At 57.3% G+C, this 20,780-nt stretch carries 15 protein-coding genes and 1 pseudogene; 1 reads left to right on the forward strand and 15 read right to left on the reverse strand.

Features of this window, described 5'->3' with window-relative positions; all coding sequences use genetic code 11:
* Positions 1-2: 2 nt before the first annotated feature.
* The 14 genes from fdxA to lysA form a co-directional block, all read right to left on the reverse strand.
* Complete coding sequence (gene fdxA / locus RFM98_RS21295) at positions 3-326, reverse strand: ferredoxin FdxA (RefSeq protein WP_320310690.1); 324 nt, start codon at positions 324-326, stop codon at positions 3-5.
* A gap of 46 nt (positions 327-372) precedes the next feature.
* The gene (locus tag RFM98_RS21300; protein WP_320310691.1) at positions 373-1,803 is read right to left on the reverse strand and encodes a KamA family radical SAM protein; all 1,431 of its coding nucleotides are present in this window, start codon (positions 1,801-1,803) and stop codon (positions 373-375) included.
* 499 nt (positions 1,804-2,302) lie between these two features.
* Positions 2,303-3,373 carry an ABC transporter ATP-binding protein gene (locus tag RFM98_RS21305; protein WP_320310692.1) on the reverse strand — a complete coding sequence of 357 codons (1,071 nt, stop codon included), beginning with the start codon at positions 3,371-3,373 and terminating at the stop codon, positions 2,303-2,305.
* A 10-nt stretch (positions 3,374-3,383) separates the two neighbouring features.
* A complete protein-coding gene (locus RFM98_RS21310) occupies positions 3,384-5,153 on the reverse strand; it encodes an ABC transporter permease subunit (protein ID WP_320310693.1) in 1,770 nt (589 codons plus the stop codon).
* A gap of 445 nt (positions 5,154-5,598) precedes the next feature.
* Positions 5,599-6,594 (reverse strand): succinylglutamate desuccinylase/aspartoacylase family protein, encoded by a 996-nt coding sequence (locus RFM98_RS21315; RefSeq protein WP_320310694.1) that lies wholly within the window; start codon positions 6,592-6,594, stop codon positions 5,599-5,601.
* Positions 6,595-6,693: 99 nt separating this feature from the next.
* The gene (locus tag RFM98_RS21320) at positions 6,694-7,788 is read right to left on the reverse strand and encodes an ABC transporter substrate-binding protein (protein WP_320310695.1); all 1,095 of its coding nucleotides are present in this window, start codon (positions 7,786-7,788) and stop codon (positions 6,694-6,696) included.
* A gap of 101 nt (positions 7,789-7,889) precedes the next feature.
* Positions 7,890-8,774, reverse strand: a complete 885-nt coding sequence (dapF, locus tag RFM98_RS21325; RefSeq protein WP_320310696.1) for a diaminopimelate epimerase — start codon at positions 8,772-8,774, stop codon at positions 7,890-7,892.
* Between the two features lie 439 nt (positions 8,775-9,213).
* Positions 9,214-9,774: a sarcosine oxidase subunit gamma gene (locus RFM98_RS21330; RefSeq protein ID WP_320310697.1), complete on the reverse strand. Its 561-nt coding sequence runs from the start codon at positions 9,772-9,774 to the stop codon at positions 9,214-9,216.
* Entirely contained in the window at positions 9,767-12,700 is a 2,934-nt protein-coding gene (locus RFM98_RS21335) for a sarcosine oxidase subunit alpha family protein (RefSeq protein ID WP_320310698.1), read from the reverse strand. The genes RFM98_RS21330 and RFM98_RS21335 overlap by 8 nt, the downstream gene beginning before the upstream one ends.
* On the reverse strand, positions 12,697-12,987 hold the full coding sequence (locus tag RFM98_RS21340; protein WP_320310699.1) for a sarcosine oxidase subunit delta: 291 nt from the start codon (positions 12,985-12,987) through the stop codon (positions 12,697-12,699). Before RFM98_RS21340 ends, RFM98_RS21335 begins: the two co-directional genes overlap by 4 nt.
* Positions 12,988-12,996: 9 nt before the next feature.
* Positions 12,997-14,247 (reverse strand): sarcosine oxidase subunit beta family protein, encoded by a 1,251-nt coding sequence (locus tag RFM98_RS21345; protein WP_320310700.1) that lies wholly within the window; start codon positions 14,245-14,247, stop codon positions 12,997-12,999.
* A 196-nt stretch (positions 14,248-14,443) separates the two neighbouring features.
* Positions 14,444-15,436, reverse strand: a complete 993-nt coding sequence (locus RFM98_RS21350) for a M14 family metallopeptidase (RefSeq protein WP_320310701.1) — start codon at positions 15,434-15,436, stop codon at positions 14,444-14,446.
* A gap of 42 nt (positions 15,437-15,478) precedes the next feature.
* Entirely contained in the window at positions 15,479-16,369 is an 891-nt protein-coding gene (gene dapF / locus RFM98_RS21355; RefSeq protein ID WP_320310702.1) for a diaminopimelate epimerase, read from the reverse strand.
* A gap of 13 nt (positions 16,370-16,382) precedes the next feature.
* Positions 16,383-17,729 carry a diaminopimelate decarboxylase gene (gene lysA / locus RFM98_RS21360; protein WP_320310703.1) on the reverse strand — a complete coding sequence of 449 codons (1,347 nt, stop codon included), beginning with the start codon at positions 17,727-17,729 and terminating at the stop codon, positions 16,383-16,385.
* 130 nt (positions 17,730-17,859) lie between these two features.
* Here lysA and RFM98_RS21365 point away from each other — a divergent pair, with 130 nt between their 5' ends.
* Positions 17,860-18,780: a LysR family transcriptional regulator gene (locus RFM98_RS21365; protein ID WP_320310704.1), complete on the forward strand. Its 921-nt coding sequence runs from the start codon at positions 17,860-17,862 to the stop codon at positions 18,778-18,780.
* 1,217 nt (positions 18,781-19,997) lie between these two features.
* On the opposite strand, the pseudogene RFM98_RS31420 reads toward RFM98_RS21365, so the two are convergent.
* Positions 19,998-20,698: pseudogene (locus RFM98_RS31420) on the reverse strand (transposase); the annotation flags it as partial.
* Positions 20,699-20,780: the final 82 nt, after the last annotated feature.

The raw sequence follows: 20,780 nt of genomic DNA on the forward strand, positions 1-20,780 counted from the left end.
GACTAGCGCTCCAGATGGGTCAATTTGCCCGCCATTCCGTCCCATGCTGCAGCGTCGGCCAGCGGATTTTTGGAGTCAGTGATACTGGGCCACTGTCGCGAAAGCTCTTCATTTAGCTCAAGAAAGTGCCCCATGTTGACCGGTAGGTCCGTGTCTCGGTATATGGCCTTTGCCGGGCAGACCGGCGTACAAGCGTCGCAGTCGATGCATTCGTCGGGGTGGATCACAAGGAAGTTCGGCCCTTCATAAAAGCAATCAACCGGGCAAGCGTCGACGCAGTCCGTGTATTTGCATTTGATGCAGTTCTCGGTGACTACGAAGGTCACAGCTAAGCTCCCACCTGATTTTCAATGTCGGCGCGCAGCCGAGCTCCTATTCCGCGGCTTGAAGGAATACAGGCTTAATCCCATACATCGAGTAGAGCCCGGCCTCGTCGAAGAGGACGCGATCGTCATAGCCGCTGAACCAGATTGCATCCGGATTTCGACCAACGATGGTCACCTTGCAGCGATCTCTCGCATCTGCGGCCGAACGCAGTAGCTTGAAAATGACGACGCCGTTTTCGGCGCCGGGCAACCCCGGTATTGGGTCATTGGTGACCGCTGCCACTTCGGTCTTGCCTTTGTAGTGGGTGATCGAGAGCCGCGCATGCGCTTCGACGCCAGACAAGCCCTTCTGCGACTCGTTCAGGATTTGCCAGGCGCGCTCGATCGGCACGTTGAAGGCCTTGTGCCCAATGATGTCGCGGCCGCAGAAGAAATAGTGATTGTTGATCCCGTTGCGCAGCATCTCTCGCTGCATTATCCGCAGGGCCTCGGCATCGTCGTTAATGTCCCGGATGATCGGCGACTGATTGTGAATGGTTATCCATTCACGCCGGGCGAACTCCTTGACCGCCACGCGTGTATCGGCGATCCACTCGAGGCCGCCACCGCGATTGTCAATGTAGCCGCCGTCCGGAGTCTTGCGTAGAAATTCATCCGGGTGATTGAAGTGCACCATCATCCGAAGGCTCACTTCCGGATAGGCCTCGTGAAAAGCGTCGAGCATTGCAAAGAAGGTCAGGTCGAACCGTTGAGGATGGAACGCCAACTCTTTCGTGCCGATGCGGATGTTCTCAATCCCTGCTTCGGCGAGCCCGGCCAGCCACGCAGCGATGTTCTTGTTTCCGAGAACCATCGGATCGCCACCCGACATCAGAATCTCGCGAAGCTTCTCGCGGCCGGTTTCCGGATGACGGCCGCCATTTGCAGCTACCTGGCTGCTGTGCTCACGAATATATTCAACGATCTCACCCAGCTGCGCCAATCCCTTTGGAGCCACCGTGCCGTCCTCACGGGTGATCTCTTTGCGGCCGATAAGCTCCTCGCGATAGCAGAAGCGACAGTGAGCAGAGCAGGTCGTTGCCACATAAAGCAGACCAAGTTCGTACTTATGGATCAGCCCCTCGCGCGGGCTGTAGGTCATCTGCTTGCCCGGATCTTCGGCTCCGTCGAGGTCGTAGGTTTCCTTCGGGCTAGCTTTGACCAGCGTCTGCATGGGGCGGCTGTATTGCGCCTGCTCGAAATAATGTCGCGTGATCTTGACCGGCATCCGAGCCTCCAGATCCCTCTGGGTTCCTTTCAGCTCCAGTATCCTGTCAAGTTCTTCCCGCGAATAAAAACCGTGCATGTCCTGGGACACGTCACCGCTGGCAAACTTGGCTATGCCGGTGATGATCTGACGATCGTATTTTCCGTTCGCGACCTTGTCGATGAATGCCTGTTCGCGCTGCGAGGGGATGTACTTTTCGACGGAATTCACAGCGCGCACCTCCTGTATGCGAGGCCGGCGCCAGAGCGCTGGACTCGCGTTAACCTTTTGACTTCGTTGTTATTGTCAGATGGGTCACGCCGACTTACAAACGTATAATAGTCACTATTCAGTGCGCAGTACTCATGGGTTGGCGGCTCGACCATTAGTGCGATCCCCGATCTACACGCTCCTGCTCGCCGCAGGAATGTCCGCTGCGTGTGCCGAACTGCTGTGGGTCTATGGGCCCGGCGAACAGCGGATCCCCGCCTTCACAGATTTCGGCCTCGAATGCCTGACCATCCGCGGGCAGAAAAGCCAATCGCCAGCGGTCAAACGGGCGCCAGGGTGTCAGTTATGGCCAGCGCTTCGAGGCTTGCCTTTGTTGCGTGCAACTCGCGCCGCAGGCGGTGGTCGGCGCTCCGACGAGTTTATTGTCGATGCCAGTGGGCCGCTGGAAGGAATTGGCTAGGAACGGGCCCTGTGTTCACCCTGCCTCTCGAAGCACCACTCAACTCAAAACAGTGCAACTGTCGACATTCCAAGAAACAGTAACTGAACTTCCGCGAGAAAATTGGGGTTGCCCCCGATTCTGACGCTTGACTGTTATCATTTCACTTTGGCAGCGTATCGAATAACGAGTGGTCTCCCCAAGAAATAGTGTATTATCTACGACGCCATCTAGAGCATTTTGCGCCGAGGTCTGCTCTCCGCTTAGGCTGATATCTACATGCTCGGGCCGTACGAAGAGCCATCCTGCGGCCCCGTTTGATTGCCCTGACAACCGTGCCAGACCAGAGACGCCGTCCGCGATCGTTACCTTTCCCACCCCGTTCTCAGCCGTGTCGACGCGGCAGCGCAGAAGATTGGATTCGCCGACGAACGAGGCCACGAAGCGATCCTGCGGCTTGTAATAGAGATTTTTGCTATCGGCGACCTGGACGAGTTTACCTTCATTGATGACCGCAATCCGGTCGGACATTGTGAGGGCCTCGTCCTGATCGTGTGTGACAAAGACCACCGTGATGTTCAGTTCCTTCTGAATTCGCATAATCTCGATCTTCATATGCTCGCGCAGGTTACGGTCGAGCGCACCCAGCGGCTCATCCATGAGAAGAACGCTTGGATTGAAGACGATTGCACGTGCAAGCGCAATGCGTTGCTGTTGTCCCCCCGAAAGCTGATTAGGATAGCGGTCCCGGTACTCAGCCATCTTTACCAGCTCCAGAGCGCGCTTCACATTTACGCTCGCCTCGTCCCGCGCGACCTTGCGCACCGTGAGCGGAAAGGCGACGTTCTCAGCCACTGTCATGTGGGGAAACAGGGCATAGTTTTGGAAAACCATGCCGATCCCCCGTTCATAAGGGGGCACGTCAACAATCGAGCGGGGACCAAGCAACATGTCGCCTGAGCTCGGTGATTCGAATCCGGCGATCATTTTCAGCGCCGTGGTTTTGCCAGAACCGGAAGGGCCCAGGAACGTCAGAAATTCACCTGGCTCGACATAGAGTGTGAAGTCTCGAACAACGTGAAGCGCCCCGTACCATTTCTGGATATCTCTCATCTCAAGACTGGTTGACATTGTCTGCCTCTCACGTGCGGGCGGTGTTCGACAAACGCTTCTCATGCCGTACTCTGATCCACTGAGCGAGCAGGATCGACAGGACGACGAGGGCGACGATGAAGGTCGACGCGGTACTAAGAAGCGGATTGACCTGGAACTTGATGTCACCCCAGAACTTCATGGGCAGCGTCGGCGTCTGCCGTCCAAGCAGGAAGATGCTCACAAGCAGTTCGTCAAACGATGTCAAAAAAGCCAGAAGACCAGCGGTAAGCAGCGCCGGCTTCAGGATCGGCAAAGTCACGAAACGAAGGACCTGCATGGGCCTCGCCCCATGGACTGCAGCAGCCTTCTCCAGCGACTCGTCGAAACCACGCAGGGCAGCTGCCATCACCACAATCACGTAGGGTACCGACAGAAGAACATGGCCAATTACCAGCCCAATAAAGCTCCCAAGCACGTGGATGCGAGCTTCGAATACGTAGAGTGAGGTCGCGATGATCACCACGGGCACCATAAGTGGGGACAGCGAAAACAAGAACAATGAACGCTTAATCGGCAGCTGCGTGCGGACGAGCCAGAAGGCACCCATAGTACCGATTATCGTCGCGACTAGCGCAGAGCTGAGGCCGAGTTGAGCCGAGAAGATGAACGACATATGCCAGTCCGTGGCATTGCCCAGCTTCTGCCACCACTGCAATGAAAATCCTGGAGGAGGAAAGACGACGAAGGGAGACGAACTGAATGAAAGCACCACGACAACGACTAAGGGTGCCGTCAGAAACACTAACATGACAATCGTATAAGCCCAAAGCCAGCGCGATTTGCCGGTCAAGAGCGGTTTGGTAGCCATGTGAATCAGGCCTTCAACGGCGATGAGCACCGGTTGCGACAAGCGCTTGGCGCTGATCAAGGCCCAGGATTGCGAGCCGGAGCTTCGGCCCGGCACCTGGGCAACCGACGAAGACCAGATCATCTCAAGCGGGATGAAGAGGCTTGCAAAGAAAAGCGTGGCGATTGTTACAAGCAGGAGAACGATCGATGACGCGTAGCTAAGTTCGAAATTCAGGAGCGTCGTCATTTGAGTAACGATGAGTTGCGAAATCATGGTGTCACTCGGCCCGCCGAGAAGGGCCGGCGTGATATAGAAGCCGATCGCAACGATGAAATTTAGAACGCCTGCGGAAAAAACACCTGGGAGCGACATGGGGAAATAGACGCGAAGGAATGCCTGGATCGGCTTCGCACCGAGGATCTGCGCCGCCCGAGCAAAATCGTGGTCGATTCGCGCCATGGCCGAATACATCGTGAAGATGGCCATAGGAATTAAAACATGGACCATGCCCACAATCACAGCAAATGTGGTGTTGAGGAGCGGCAGAGGCTGGCTAACCAATCCAAGCCGCACAAGCATGTTATTAATTATTCCTTCTCTACCTAATATTATAATCCAGGCATAGGTTCTAATAAGAAAGGCGGTGAACAGTGGAATGAGAATGAAGACCGTAAGGACAGATAATGCGCGTGGGCCTATCTTCGTAAGTAAATAGGCAACCGGGTAGCCAGCCGCCAGCGACACTGCCGTCACGATTAGGCCGATCTTCAGGGTATACAACAGGACTTTGAGATTGGTTTCGTTAGAGAATATTCGCGCATAATGCGCAAAGGTCATGTTCGTGCCTTCGACGCTACCCCACAAGATAAAAGAGAGGGGGATGACCAGAAAGCCGACCAAGAGCACGACAAGCGGACCGGCGATGATACTGGCATTTATCCAGCGCTTTGCCAGAAAAGTCCTCATGCTAACCCGCCTCTTTCCCGTGGGTGCGGCTAAACCTGTCATCATTGCCGTTGTCAATACCACTCTCCACGAAGATACCGGCTCCTGGTTGCGCCGGCTAGGCTCACATCGATCTGCTTGCGGCCCTTGGTCGAGCCATTATGGGCTGAAAGGCCGCCGCCTCTCGCTCTGGCCCTCATCATGCCCTGATTGAGTTCGCTCCATGCCTATCGTCAGCCAATCCGCGCCCTCATAGCGCACCCCATTCTAACATCGAGTGAGCAGTCCCCGACGATAATGGCCCAGAGTCGCGCCGGCTCAATCGCATGGGCTCACCCATGAGCGTGGGGCCGCCATTCCTCCGAGAGGGTCTGCGGCAGGCGCGCTATTGGGCGCCTCTGGGTCGATCGGATATGGCCACCAAATCGCGGGCGGAGTTGGGCGTGCAGATGTGGTGGCCGACGGATCACGAGGCTCTTTGTTCCTGGGTGCCGATTGCTCCCATGAAAGAGCCCTCCTTGATTGAAGGATGCGTGACACGCCACAGGACACAGCCCGAGGCAGGAGCGCTGACCTCAGCCAGCGTCTCGCCAAACAGATTGGTGATCGTCCCGAGACGTTGACCCTCTATTACGCTGTCGCCGGGCTCTACCTCGGAGTGGAAGTCGCCGCCGACCGGACAATAAACCCAGAGGTAGTCGTCACACACCACCTGAGCGTTTCTAATGTCTGCTAGCGGAGTGCTGATAATGCCGAGAGTGCGAGCTACATTCAAAACCCCGTTGACAAAAAAGGAAACTGTATCTTCGGTTGCCAATCCGTTCGCACCTGCCTCAGGAAGCACAGCCAGTCGACCTTCGCGAGCAAATGCGGAGGGAGAATATGTTCCTGACCTGTCTAGAAAGCGCGTCGGCAAAGCGAGAACAAACTCGGCATCGAAGCACATCGCTAGTCGCCGCGCCTGGTCATTGAGTTGGGTGTCGGGCGCCTGTTGGATGATCACGAACTTGGAGACGTTCTCTCGCAAGTTGCCACCATGCATATCTATGAAACAATCGGCGCCTTCGCACCATTCCTTCATGATGGCATCGCAGAGAGCTTCTGAGAATGTGCCGTCCTTTTTGCCCGGGAACGTATGTTCGATGTTTTTGCCGTCGAGAGGGCAAACATAGTCGGGATATTCAAAGAGTCCCGGCTGGTTTATAAATGGAATGATCGAAACGCTTCCTGCCATGCTTTCGGGATCGAATAGTCGTTGAAGTCGCACAGCCGCTTCAATCGCGGACACCTCGTTGGGGTGAATACCCGCGCCAATGCAAAGGCGCGGACCCGGCTTTTTTCCTCGGATTTCGCAAATCTCCCACCGGTAGCCTGCGAGCCGTGCGCTTTCAAATCGTAGGTGACCACGGAAAATGCCTGGTTGGCCATGTTCGCAGCTATTGCTGAGTGAGGTGACTTCCATGTTGTTTCCTTTGATGTCGAGGAAAGCAGCTCACTCCTGCGAGGGAGCTGCGCGGTTGCGTGATCGCCACTGCAGGCCAAGCCTGCAGCGGCGAGCCACTTACTGTGACAATAGCGCGACGCAATGTTCCATTGCGACTTCGTAGTTCGTGCGGCCATCGGGACCGGTTGCGCCCCACCATTGGTAGTTCTGAAAAATCTGCTTCTTCACCAAGTCAGGCGCACCTGGCAGATTTCCGGCCAATTCCTTTGGAAGAAGCGCGAAGGCTTTCTCGTTAACTGGGCCGTATTGGATCGCCTCGGCGAATACCGCTTGGGGTTTCGGCCTGGAGATATACGCCAAAAACTTGAAGGCGTTTTCCTTGTTGGGCGAGCCCTTCATGACCGCCCAGTAGTCATACTGAACCAACGACTGCTCCCAGGAAAATGCCACGGGTGCACCTTCTGCCTTGGCGGCCGCCATTCGCCCATTGTAGGTCGACGCCATGTCAGCCTCACCGTCGATGAGGCTCTGCGGCCCGTCTGCCCCCGCCACGAGCCAGCGGCCTACATCCGGCATAAGAGCTTTGATCTTGGCGAATGCCCGATCTGTATCGAGCGGATACAGCTTTTCCGGTTGGACACCGTCACCCAAAAGAGCCCCTTCGAGCAACCCCCCCTCGACCATCTTTTCGCATTTGGAGATTGCGCGCTTTCCCGCAAAATCCTTCACGTTGTAGAAGTCGACCCAATTTTTGGGGTGCTTGCCGTTTTCAGGGAACTTCTTGGTGTTGTAGCCGATCACAGCCGAATACGTGAAGTTGCCGATGCCGAAGTCGTTCCTCAGCTGCTCTGGAATGCTGGCCAAGGTCTCCTTGGCGAAATAGCTGTAGTCTATCTTCTCAAGGCCATTGTTGGCGATCCAGCTTGCCAGCTGACCGCCGGCGAGGTCAGCGATATCGTTCGCGGGTTGTCCTAGCTTGACCGATGCCAACAGCTTTGCGTGATCCTCTGCAACCAGGACCACCTTAATGCCGGTATCGCGGGTGAACGGGTCGAAAAAGGCCTTCTTCTCAGCGGCCTCAAGGGTTCCGCCGCTCGATTCTATGACGATTTCACCGCTGCCTTTGAGGTTGTCCGGAATGTTCTGCGATAGTGCTGCGAAGGGCCACGCTGCCATAAGCAGCGGTGCACCGAATGCAATATAGGCGCTCATTGGTCTCATGATACAATTCCCCTTTTTCTTGAGACACTGGCTCTCACTGGTGTCGGCGCCGCAGGACCTGAGCCCTGACCTGCGGTGCATCTCGGGGGTCGCTACCTGCCCGCTTCCAGGAAACCGTAACAGCAAAATGCCACTGGTCCGGCCATGCGGACCTTGTCGTCGTCAAGAAGTTCAATATCGAGCTTCCCGGCTGGGAGATGCACGGCGACCTTCTTGGAGGTGACCAGACCTCGCTTGAGCGCCGCATAAGCGGCAACGCAGGCCCCCGTTCCACATGCCCTGGTCAACACGCCTGGCCGCTCCCAAACCTTAAGTCGAAGTGTCGCGTGGTCGACAATCTCAGCTACTCCAACGTTTGCCCCTTCTGAGAAGAGGCTGTCGTTATGCACGGCAGGCGCAAAGTGGGCCATGTCGATGCAATCCACTTGGTCGACAAAGAAGACCGCGTGTGGGTTGCCGATGTAGAGGCCCACGCCGTCGCTGAGCGGACCGCTTGCAATGGGCAGGTGAGCCGTATCAACTTCTCGCGACAACGGGATCTTGCGCCAATCCATGCTGATTGGTCCAAGCGTGACGCTGACCTCCATTGGCCCTGCCCTGCGGCAGTGGACGATGCCGCCCGCCAACTCCATCGCGAGCTCGTCCTTGCCGGTTTCCTCGAGCAACAGATGCGCCATGCAGCGCGTGGCATTGCCGCACGCGCCAACTTCCTTTCCGTCGATGTTGAAAATCCTTATGGCGGCGTAGGCGCCGGCGCGCGAGCCTTCGTGCGAAGGCTGTTCAATGGTCAGCAGTTGCTCGCCTCCAACGCCGATGTTGGTGCTGCATATGCGCACAATGTCATCGACACTTAGAGGCTTGTTGCCGTCGCGACGATCAAGAATAACGAAATAGTTCTCCAATCCGTGCATCTTGATGAACGGCCATTGCAACGGCCCGAGCGGAGAAGTTAGCGAGAGAAGATCCGTGTGCTTCATGTCTGCTTCCATCTTAAGATGCGCTTCGAAGCTCAGTCGCAGCGTGATCAAGAGAGCCCTGCCACTCCCCTGCTTCTTCCAGCTTCACCGGCAACGGTCGCCGAAGACACTCGCCTCCCCGAAAACGCGGGACCAAGTGGTCGCCAGACCCCTTGAGCTGCAAATCCCGGGCAAATGAGATTGGACCATTCGAGTTCTGCGGCTGGCACATTCATGCATTAAGGAATTCCACAGATCCCTTAGGTAGGAAAATAGAATCTAGGCGCGCTTTAATCCAATCTGGATATATGCGGACCGCGGCTATTCCCGTCCCGCCGCAGGCACCGGCCCGATCGTGCAAGGTTCATAGCGCCGCTCTCCCAAGGGCTCAGAGCAGTTAGAGCTTGGTACCTGCGGGCGGCAACGAAAAGCAGAAACGCGCTTTTGGCATGCTCGGAAGCTACCGCGGCTTTACTCGTTTCGCCGCCGTTTCCAGAGCGTGCCAAAGGGATCTGGCGGAAGAGCGTGCCCCGAGGACAGCGATATTGGTTTCGCTGCGCCGGATCACGAAGCAGCTCAGGTGCTCAAGGCCAGTCCGCATCGCGCTGCCCACTGCGAAATCAGCCAGGTCAATGTTGACGAGCTTCGACAGCAGCGCGTGGATTGGATTTGGCCCGGCCCGAGAGGCGATCTCAAACGTGATCCAGCCGTCGGTCTGCTCGGTCACTGAACAGTCAGGCGCCATTTGCTTCAGATCGGCTTCGAAGTCTTCTGCGGCGCGCCCCTTGGCCCCTAGCATCCACTGACCCGGACCGGTCCACAGCGCAAACACTCCGTCGGCTGAGAGATAGCTGCCCGGACCTGGAAGATCCAGACCGTAAGGGACGGGCCTACTTGCGCCTCGACGCAATGCCAATGACGCGATCGCCTGATCATGGTTCTCGCGGACCTCCAATGGCCCGAACGACACCAGGTGCGGAGTTGCGGCGCCGAGCGCTGTGACGGTCTTCAGGTCAGCCACGGAGACGTACTCCTTCAGGATCGACGAAATGTGGCGCCACAACGCGCAGGCGTTCGCTTTGGCCTTCAAGCGGGTTAGCGGCGACGATTATGTCCCCTATCCGCGCTTCGCCATTTTCCAAAAACCCAAGCCCGATCATTGAGCCTGCATGAGGGGAATAGCAGGCTGAAGTAATCCAGCCTTGATCGGTGTCCAGATTTTGCAGGCACCGTTCGTCGAAAAGGTGGGCGCCGCTTACTACGCTCCCGTTGGGTGTGACAGGCCGGAGACCCACGAGGCGTCGGCTGTCAGCAACTAATCCTTCCCGGCGGGACATGACTGCGCCGATGGCGTCCTTTTTCTGCGAGACCATTTTGCCGAGCCCAAGCATCGCTGCTGTGGTCTGCCCATTCAATTCGGCACCACCGACATGGCCCTTCTCAATCCGCAGGACTGTTAACGCCTCGACGCCATAGGGTGTTACTCCCAGATCGGCACCCTCCTGCATCAGGCGTTCCATCAAAGCTTGACCGTAGCGGGCGGGAACCGCAACTTCGTAGGCCAGTTCGCCTGAGAAGGAGATGCGGAAGAGCCTGGCGCGAAGGCCGGCGCAAACGGTCAGCTTTTCGCAAGCCATGAAGGGGAAAGCTTCGTTCGAGAGATCGAAGCCATCAACGACGCGGGCGAGCAATGCGCGCGATTTGGGACCAGCGACTGCGATTTGCGCCCATGCATCAGTCGTGGAGATGACTTGGACGTCGAGCTCCGGCCATAAGCATTGCCGGGCAAATTCCATATTGCGATAAACGACCCCGGCGTTGGCGGTCGTGGTGGTCACCACATAATGGTCTTCGGCAAGCCTCGCGCAGGTACCATCATCATAGGCAAAGCCGTCTTCGCGCAGCATCAGCCCGTAGCGGACACGGCCTACCTTCAGCGTGTCCATTGCATTGCTATAGAGCCGGTTGAGAAATTCGCCGGCATCCGCGCCTTGAACGTCAATCTTGCCGAGCGTGGAAACGTCGCACAAGCCAACAGCGCTTCGCACGGCCTGAGCTTCCCGATCCACGCTTTGGCGCCAGTGCGTTTCCCCGGGAAGGCGAAAATATTCTGCTCGCATCCATTGACCGGTCTCGACGAATGTCGCGCCTTGCGCCTGCGCCCAGTCATGTGTGGGCGTCAGGCGGTGCGGCCGGAAGCGCGAACCGATATTGCCGCCACCCAGCACCGAAAGGGTTATGGGCGTGTAGGGAGGACGAAAGATGGTTGTTCCTGTCTCAGGGATCGTTCTCCCGCTAAGTTCAGCCATAACCGCCAGGCCAGTGACATTGGCGGTTTTGCCCTGGTCGGTCGCCATTCCCAGCGTGGTGTAGCGCTTAAGATGCTCTACCGGCCACATGTTCTCCGCATGGGCGATCTTGATGTCCTTAACGGTCACGTCGTTCTGAAAATCCACCCAAGCACGTTTTCTGGATGGCACATGGACGATCGGTGAGATCCTGTATTCTGATTCCTCCGAGCATGGGAGAAGAGGCGCGGCGCCTGAAATTCCAAGGTTCTCCAGAGCGAGCAGGGCAGCATCAACTCCCGACCGCAGGGTCTTTGCCGTGGAAAAATTGCCCGCCGCTGCACCGGCAGGGATCAAGCCGACGGGTCCATCATTGCCAGGAAGGAACGCTTGCAGCGGTTCATCCCAAACAGGTCGACCGCGATGATGCGAAAAGAGATGAACATTGGGATTCCAGCCGCCGGAAACGCCTAGCGCACCACATTCGATCCATTCACGTTGGCCGTTCACGTCCACCTCGATCGCGGTCAGTCCCAGCCGACCACGAGTGCCGGTTACCATTCCCCCTCTGATCACACGATAGTCGCCTCCGGCCGGCGCTTCGGTCCGCGCATCAACCACTGCCGCAACCTTGACGCCCTTCGCGATGAGATCACGCGCCGTTCGGTGGCCGTCATCGTTGTTGGTAAACACCGCGACCGTTTCTGCGGGGCATGCCGCCCATCGATTGGCATAGGCCCGCATTGCGCCAGCCAGCATTATGCCGGGACGATCATTGTCAGCGAAGGCAATCGGACGTTCTGTAGCGCCGGCCGCCAAAATCGCCCGTTTAGCGGTGATGCGCCACAAGGTTTGGCGAACCTGATCCCCAGGCTCAGGAAGGTGATCTGACACACGTTCCACCGCCCCGTAGATGCCATGATCAAATACACCGAATACGGTGGTGCGACGCATCACGCGAAGGTTCGGCAGACTCCCTAGTTCGGCTTCCGCTGCGCACACCCAATCAATGGCGGGCGCTCCGTCCAGAATATCCGTCTCTGCCAGCAACCGGCCGCCCAAACGGAAATCCTCATCCGCAAGTATGACCCGAGCGCCTGAACGCGCTGCGGTGAGGGCAGCAACGAGGCCGGCTGCGCCACCGCCGATGACCAAAAGGTCGCAATGGAGAAAGCCTTTGTCATAGGAGTCGGGATCGGGCAGCATCGACAGCTTGCCGAGACCTGCCGCCTTGCGGATCGCTGGCTCATAGAGCTTTTCCCAGAAGGCTTTGGGCCACATGAACGTCTTATAGTAGAAGCCGGCGGTGAAGAAGGGCGACAGCAGGTCGTTGACCGCCATCGCATCGACGCGCAGTGAGGGCCACCGGTTCTGGCTTCGCGCCTCAAGCCCTTCGAACAGTTCCACCACGGTCGCGCGTGTGTTTGGCTCCTGCCGCGCGCCGGTGCGCAACTCTACCAGGGCGTTCGGCTCCTCCGAGCTCGCCGAGAGGGGCCCGCGCGGACGATGATACTTGAAGCTGCGGCCCATGAGGCGCACGCCACTGGCCAGAAGCGCGGACGCCAACGTGTCGCCCGGGTGGCCCTGGTACCTTTTGCCATCAAAGGTGAATGTCAGGGTTTGCGAACGGTCGATCAACCCGCCGGACAGCCGCGTCATTCGCTATTCCCTTTCCGCGCCAGCGCGAAATCACGTGCTAGTTCAGCGTGAAGGATCTCGTGGGTTACAGTGTTGCGCGTGATCAGGAGCCATGACCGATCACCCTGCTCATGAAACCACAATTCGCGGTGCACGCCCGCCGGGTTGTCGCGCAGATACACGTAGTCGCAAATTGCGGCCTCTGCATCTGGTCGTGCCGGGTCTGGACGATCAATCAGACGCGCGTCGCCGAGGTAGGTGAATTCTTGCGCATCGCGCGGACCTAAAATTGGATGGGGGATCAGCATCGGTCGATCTCAATGAAGGTTTGGTTGCGCGCCAGTGCCGGTTTCATCGATCACATATCCCCTCGCAAACCTGTCCAGCCGGTACGAACGCGCGGTCTCATGAGGGGTGTTGGTCGCCAGAAGATGCGCGAAGGCGTAACCGCTCGCGGGCGTTGCCTTAAAGCCTCCGATGCACCAGCCTCCGTTGAAATAGAGACCTTCTACGTCGGTGCGGTCGATGATAGGCGAGCCATCCATCGACATGTCCATAAGGCCGCCCCACATGCGCAGAAGTCGCGCACGCCCGAGCGACGGCATTAGCGCCATGGCACATTCGGCCGCACCTTCGATCACTGGAAGGTTGCCTCTCTGGGCGTAGGAATTGTACCCGTCGATATCGCCGCCAAAGACGAGTCCGCCTTTATCCGACTGGCTTATGTAGAAATGCCCGGCACCAAACGTTATTACCCCTGGAAGCGTGGGCTTCAGGCCTTCCGAGACAAAGGCCTGAAGGACATGACTCTCAATTGGAAGCCGCATCCCGGCCATCGCCATGACGCGCCCGGAAGATCCAGCAACCGCTACTCCGACCTTACCAGCGCCGATATAGCCACGGGTGGTCTCGACCCCGCGGATCCTACCGTCGACAATTCGGAAGCCCGTCACTTCGCAATTCTGGATCAGGTCAACGCCATGCAAGTCGGCACCGCGCGCGTACCCCCATGCAACGCCGTCATGCCGCGCTGTCCCGCCGCGGGGCTGCAACAGACCGCCACGTATTGGAAACCGTTCATCATCGAAATTCAGAAATGGCGCGATCGAACGCAAATCCTCGCGGCTCAAGAGGCGAGCGCCGGCCCCGCTAAGCATGACTGAATTTCCACGGCGCCGAAATGCATCGCGTTGCGAATCCGAGTGAATAAGGTTGATGACCCCGCGCTGAGACACCATCGCATTGAAATTCAGCTCCTGCTCTAGGCCTTCCCAAAGCTTCATTGAGAATTCGTAGAATGGCTGGTTGCCGGGAAGCAGATAGTTCGAGCGGATGATGGTTGTGTTCCGGCCGATATTCCCGGACCCAAGCCAACTCTTCTCCAAAACCGCAATACGGGACTGACGGAAGGTCTTAGCCAGATAGTAGGCGGTAGCCAGACCGTGCCCGCCCCCGCCCACGATCAGATAATCATATTCGTTTTCGGGTTCCGGATTGCGCCAAAGCGGACGCCAGCCGGTGTTGCCCTTGAGCGCTTCTGCAACCACGCGGAAGCCCGAAAATTTCATTTTCGAAATCCTTTCTCGACAAAATCTCAAGTTACGTCGGCCGGAAGAGCTGATGTCGGCACAAACAGGACGCTTGTTTGGTCAGCCTGGTCAGCCCAGCTGAGAGACGATTTGACCATTGCGCTAGATTTGTTGTCTTCGGCGCTTAGGCCAGACGCAGCAAGGGCGGTCTCAAACGGCTTGAAGCATCGTCACGCTAGCCTGCCTGTTTTTCCTCGACCGCGATTGCTCCTATGGGCGACCCTTTCGGAATTGTGGGATGCGTCATGCGCCACAGAAAGAATCCTGCCCTCGGTGCCCTGACCTCTGCCAGCGTCTGACCAAACAGATCGCTTACTGTGCCGAGACGCTGTCCCTTTGCCACCCGATCGCCTGGTTCGGCCTCAGCGTGGAATTCCCCATCGGCGGGGCTTTCGAGCCACAAATATTTATCACAGGGGATGCGGGCGTTGAGGAATGGAGTAACGGAGCCTTCGATGATGCCAAGGGTGCGGGCGATGTTGAGCACTCCTTCGACATGGAAGGAGATGGACCCCTCATCGAGCAACCCGTTTGCGCCTGCTTCCGACATCAACGCGAGGCGGTTATAGCGAGCAAAGCCTGTGGGAGGACGGCCGGGGTGTTCCATGTCTGCGGCAGGCAGACCCATTACTATTTCGGCGTCGAAACACATTGCCATTCGCCGTCCCAGAGCGTCGAGCTCCGCGTTAGGGGTATGCTGGAACATCGAGAACTTGGACACCTTCTCGCGGAGATCGCCGCCGTGCATGTCGACGTAGCAATCGGCGCCTTCGCACCATTCGTTCATTACGGAGTCACATAGAGCCTCTGAAAACGTTCCGTGCCTGTTACCCGGAAAGGTGAAGTTAATGTTTCGCCCGTCAATAGGACAGACTAGTTGAGTATACTTGTAAAACGCCGGCTGGTTGATAAGCGGAATGATTGACACCGATCCTACGATCGTTTCCGGATCGATTAGTCGTTGCAGGCGCACAGCGGCTTCGATGCTGGATACTTCGTTAACGTGAACGCCGGCGGATACACACAGTCGTGGGCCGGGCCTCCTGCCGCGGATCTCGCAAAGTGGCCAGCTGTAGTCGGCAAGACAAGGATTGTCGAAACGCAGGTACCCTCGGAAAATCCCAGGTTGCCCATACGCGCAGCTGTTGTTTGAAGGACTGATCTCCATCACTTGCTCCTGGCTTGACCCTTGCCCTGCTGGCCTACCAACTTAGTGTTTCGCCCCGGCGTCAAAGAAGCCGTGACAGCAAAATGCCACAGGCCCGGTCATGCGGACCTTGTCGTCCTCGAGAAGTTCAACATCGAGCTTCCCGGCGGGGAGATGAACGGCGATCTTCTTGGAGGTGACCAGACCTCGCTTGAGCGCTGCATAAGCGGCAACGCAGGCCCCCGTTCCACATGCCCTGGTTACAATGCCTTGCCGCTCCCACACCTCAAGGCGAAGCGATTGCTCATCCAGGATCTCAGCTGCGCCGACGTTAGCACCCTCTGGGAATAGGCTGTCGTTATGCACGGCAGGCGCAAAGTGGGCCATGTCGATGCAATCCACTTGGTCGACAAAGAAGACCGCGTGTGGGTTGCCGATGTAGAGGCCCACGCCGTCGCTGAGCGGACCGCTTGCAATGGGCAGGTGAGCCGTATCAACTTCTCGCGACAACGGGATCTTGCGCCAATCCATGCTGATTGGTCCAAGCGTGACGCTGACCTCCATTGGCCCTGCCCTGCGGCAGTGGACGATGCCGCCCGCCAACTCCATCGCGAGCTCGTCCTTGCCGGTTTCCTCGAGCAACAGATGCGCCATGCAGCGCGTGGCATTGCCGCACGCGCCAACTTCCTTTCCGTCGATGTTGAAAATCCTTATGGCGGCGTAGGCGCCGGCGCGCGAGCCTTCGTGCGAAGGCTGTTCAATGGTCAGCAGTTGCTCGCCTCCAACGCCGATGTTGGTGCTGCATATGCGCACAATGTCATCGACACTTAGAGGCTTGTTGCCGTCGCGACGATCAAGAATAACGAAATAGTTCTCCAATCCGTGCATCTTGATGAACGGCCATTGCAACGGCCCGAGCGGAGAAGTTAGCGAGAGAAGATCCGTGTGCTTCATGTCTGCTTCCATCTTAAGATGCGCTTCGAAGCTCAGTCGCAGCGTGATCAAGAGAGCCCTGCCACTCCCCTGCTTCTTCCAGCTTCAGCAGGTCCTGAACGGTTTGGGTACGGCGGATGACGCGAAACTTGTCCCCCCAGACGAGAACCTCGGCCACCAGATCGCGCGCGTTGTATGTTGATGCCATTGAGGCGCCATAGGCACCGGCGCAGCCGAACGCGACACGATCGCCGGACTGCAGTTGGGGCAGACCTGCGTAAGTGCCGAAGATGTCGGAACTCTCACACACAGGGCCGGCAAGTTGATAAGTGTGAGCGCCTCGTCCGTGCTGCTTGAGAGGGAAAACAGGATGAACGGCTCCATAGAGTGCTGGGCGCATAAGGTCGTTCATGCCAGCATCGACTATCGCTGTGGGCTTTTCCGCAGTTCCTTTTAAGTAGAGAACCTCAGTCACGAGAAGCCCGGCTCGCCCGACCAACCAGCGTCCCGGCTCGACCGTCAAAGCGCAATCAAGATCGCCAACGGTTTCACGCACAATGTTGGCGTATTCGCCAATATCCAGGGTCGGTCCGCCAGCGTACGGAATGCCGAAGCCGCCGCCCAGGTCAAGGCGACGAATGGGCAGGCGTTGCGCACGCAGCAATCTTACGAGGTCAGCGATACGAGAATACGCCGCGCGGTAGGGGGAGAAGTCAAGAATTTGTGAACCGATGTGCACGGCAAGCCCCACCGGATCGAGCTCCGGTGCAGCGCATGCTTTGGCATAAAGTGTTGGCACGCTCTCGAACGGAATGCCGAATTTGTCGTCCTTCTTCCCCGTGCTGATTTTGGTATGCGCGCCAGCATCAACATCGGGATTTACGCGCAGCGCTACGGGCGCACGCACTCCCAGGGATGCCGCCACTTCAATTACGGCGGCAAGTTCAGCTTCGGATTCAACATTGAACTGATGGATGCCAGCGTCCAGTGCGCGGGCTATCTCAGTGCGCGTTTTCCCAACGCCGGAGAAAATAATCTTTGAAGCTGGGACTTCTGCCGCCAGGGCGCGTGCCAATTCGCCGCCCGACACGATATCCATGCCGGCTCCTAACTCGGCTAACAGTCTAAGAACGGAGACATTACCGTTCGCTTTCACCGCAAAGCACACTGAGACGCCGACCGACTTGAGGGCTTCAGCGAGAGTGCCGTAGGCTGTTTTTATCGCATCAGCGGAGTAGCAATAAAAAGGGGTGGGGACCGCCCTCGCGATCGACTCGAGGCAAACCTGCTCGAAATGAAGAGCTTGACCGCGGTAAACGAGCGGACCTGAGCCGGCACTCTTCCGTGAAGCAGCATTCATTGTCGTCGCATGCGCAGCCATCCGCGATCCTGTCGCTTGAGGATGAGACTTTCCCAATCTCTTGAACACGAGAATTTCAGAAAACGCTTGGTCAGAAAAATAGATTGTCGTAGTGGTCTAATTTAGATTTGATATATGGGAGAGCGGCACCGTGCGTCTCAACCAGCGCCAAATAGAGATTTTCAACGCCATCATGGTGTACAAGAGCGTCACGGCAGCGGCTGCTTCATTGAGGACGTCGCAGCCGACCGTTAGCCGCGAGCTGCGTGACCTGGAGAAGCAGATCGGATTTGACCTGTTCAATCGGTTCGGCAAACGACTAACCCCTACCAGCCAGGCTCAGCTCCTGCATACAGTCGTTGCACGATCGTTCGTCGGAATGGAAGAAATCAGTCGCGTAGCCACGGCCATTAAGGGCCGAAACGCCGCGCATCTACGAATTGCGTGCCTACCGGCCTATGCGGAAGCGTTTCTGCCAGATGTAGCGCAACGGTTCTTGAAAACCCGGCCGCAGGTCCACCTGTTGGTGCATTCCTTGGGAGAGGTGGCGCTGCGACATGACATGACGACGCAACTGTTCGACATCGGTCTGACGGAGGGGAGCTATGATTACGACGACGCCACCACCGAGAAAATTGACGTCGGCGAACTCCTCTGCGTTCTTCCTGCGGGACATCGTCTGGCAGCAGTGCCCATTATCGAGCCGAAAGACTTCGAGGGAGTCGCTTTCGTATATTATTCCGAGGAGGACCCCTACAGGCGCAAGCTAGACGAGGTTTTCGATACTGCCGGTGTGACGCGTCACTATACCGTCGAGACGACCACCGCCACGGGACTTTGCTCCATGGTCGCCGCCGGAGTAGGCGTTTCGGTCGTGAACCCGTTCACCGCCGCCCACTATGCCAAGCGCGGAATCGTATTGCGAAAGCTAAGCGTTCGGGTGCCCTACCATATATACCTTTGGAGACCAGCAAGGGGACTTAGGTCAGCCCAAGCCGATCAGTTCGTTCGAGTGCTCCGCCAAGTAACGGAGGAAAAAAAGCAGGAATTTAAGGTACTGTTGACGAAATAAATGAAGACCATTGCGCATCCATCGTTCGAGCCACGGCCGCTGGGCAGGCATTGGATGAGCCGCGCTTCGGCCCAGCGGCGCGTTTTACTCGACTGCCATTTGACGTAGTATAGATATGTTGAACCAGTGTGGAAACGCTCGTAGGGGATACGACCGGCCGAAATCTCAGCATATTCTCCAGTCGGGATATATGGTAGATCCTTCTCGAACAGTGCGCTGACTGTAGCAGCCGCAACGTGGCGCGAGGGCCCTGTTGCGATTCCCAGCTGACGGATCAGATCTTTCATTTCGGGATTTGCATAGCCAGTGTGGCCGGGACCGAGCACCCAGTCACTGCTTTTGTATAGACCAGGACTATCGCTGAACTCGTAAGAACCCGTGACATAAACGTCGAAATTTCCGTCCTCACTCCATTTGAGTGTCGTGGCTGAATCGGCCCGCTCGATATCGGCCTGGAAGCCGGGAAACTCCACCTTCCAGCGGTCCAGAGAATGGTATCGGAGCAGATGCCTATCGCCTTCAAGTTTTGTTGGACCACAATCGCGGTGTCACCCCCTCTTCACTGTCGCTACTAACGATGAGCCTGCCCTCGCATCCATTGGCACAACGAGTGCCGACGAGAAGCTCCCTGGCTCGGTTAATGCTGGGATCTGCGGATAGGAATTGGGTATAGTACTTCGAGGAGCTAGCAAAAGCGCAGGCTGATTCCGCCCCGCATAATCGACTTGATTAATCTGTTAGCGATTAATAGCCGCCGCGACCGCCTGCCGGATGCGCACATCGCTAAGCACGCTGTTGCTGCGGTTGTTCAGATGCAAAAAGTTCGTGCCGTTCATGTTGCGCGCCGTTTGGACTTCAACTAGTTACGAAAGCCGGCCAACCTGTTTGGGTGAAATAGCGTCGGCGAAATCGATCTCACCCTGCTGCACCTGGGCGATTCTGTGGTTGCCGCCCGTGGTTCAAGAAGTTTTTGATCCGAGTTTGCGAGTGATCGAGTGCGGTCTTCTGTAAGGCCTTTGGATGCGGCATTGTCATAGGCCGCTGGCCGGCATGGTGATCTGCGGATCAGATCCAAATCTCATTGGCGAGCTGTAACGCTCAGAGTCCTGAACTGGTTTTTCTGACCCAGATCTGTTGGATCATTGTGCCCGTTCGGGTCATCGCCTTCCTACACCCCCCTTTATATTCGGCCTCAGGCAGATTTTGCAGCATGTTGTTCATGCTGCTGCCACCTGCGCCGGAACTCGATAATCCTCATTCTTCGTCAGCGTAGCCTGCATAGTCCATAGTCCGCGCCATCTTGGCTAAAGCGATGGCTACAAGCATACGCGGCTTTCGCGCTGCGATGCGCGCCAGCCACGAACCCTGCGGGATTGATTTATGGCCCATCCAGTTAATTTAAGACGTGACATCGCGCCGATGATCAGCAGCCTGCCCCGCCTTGGACGTGCGACCAAGTCGCTCTTTACCACCTGAGGAGAACTGGCGTGAAACGAGGCCAAGCCGCAAAGTCGCGACCACAGCTAAAGCACTCCATCGAGGGGGCAAAAGCTTCAACTGCCAAAGCGGTCAATGGGCCGACCCCGGGAATGGTCTGCAAGCGGTCACGCCTTGTCAGCTTCAGCCGCCAGCGCCTTGATCCCTGCGGAACAACATGGCCATATTCATAGAGGCTCGCCCTGAGCGCGTTGACGAGTTTGGTACGTTGGTGGACGAGCCGCTCTCGGGCGCAAAACAAAATGGCTCTGCTTTCTTGTTCAGCAGACTTTGGCTCGACGAAGCGCATTTCCGGCCGCTGGGCCGCGATCACGATAGCCTCGGCCTCTGCCGCGTTTTTCTTTTGCCGCTTCACAAATGGCTTCACGTAATGCGGCGCAATCAGCTTCACCTCATGACCGAGGCCGATCACCTCACGGGCACCCAGTTTGAGCCGCCGCTCTTTGAGTTTTGCGACAAATTTCTCGCCGCACATGCGCCGGCACAGTTGAGTCCCCTCTGCC

The organism is Mesorhizobium australafricanum (assembly GCF_033977265.1).
Taxonomy (GTDB): domain Bacteria; phylum Pseudomonadota; class Alphaproteobacteria; order Rhizobiales; family Rhizobiaceae; genus Mesorhizobium; species Mesorhizobium australafricanum.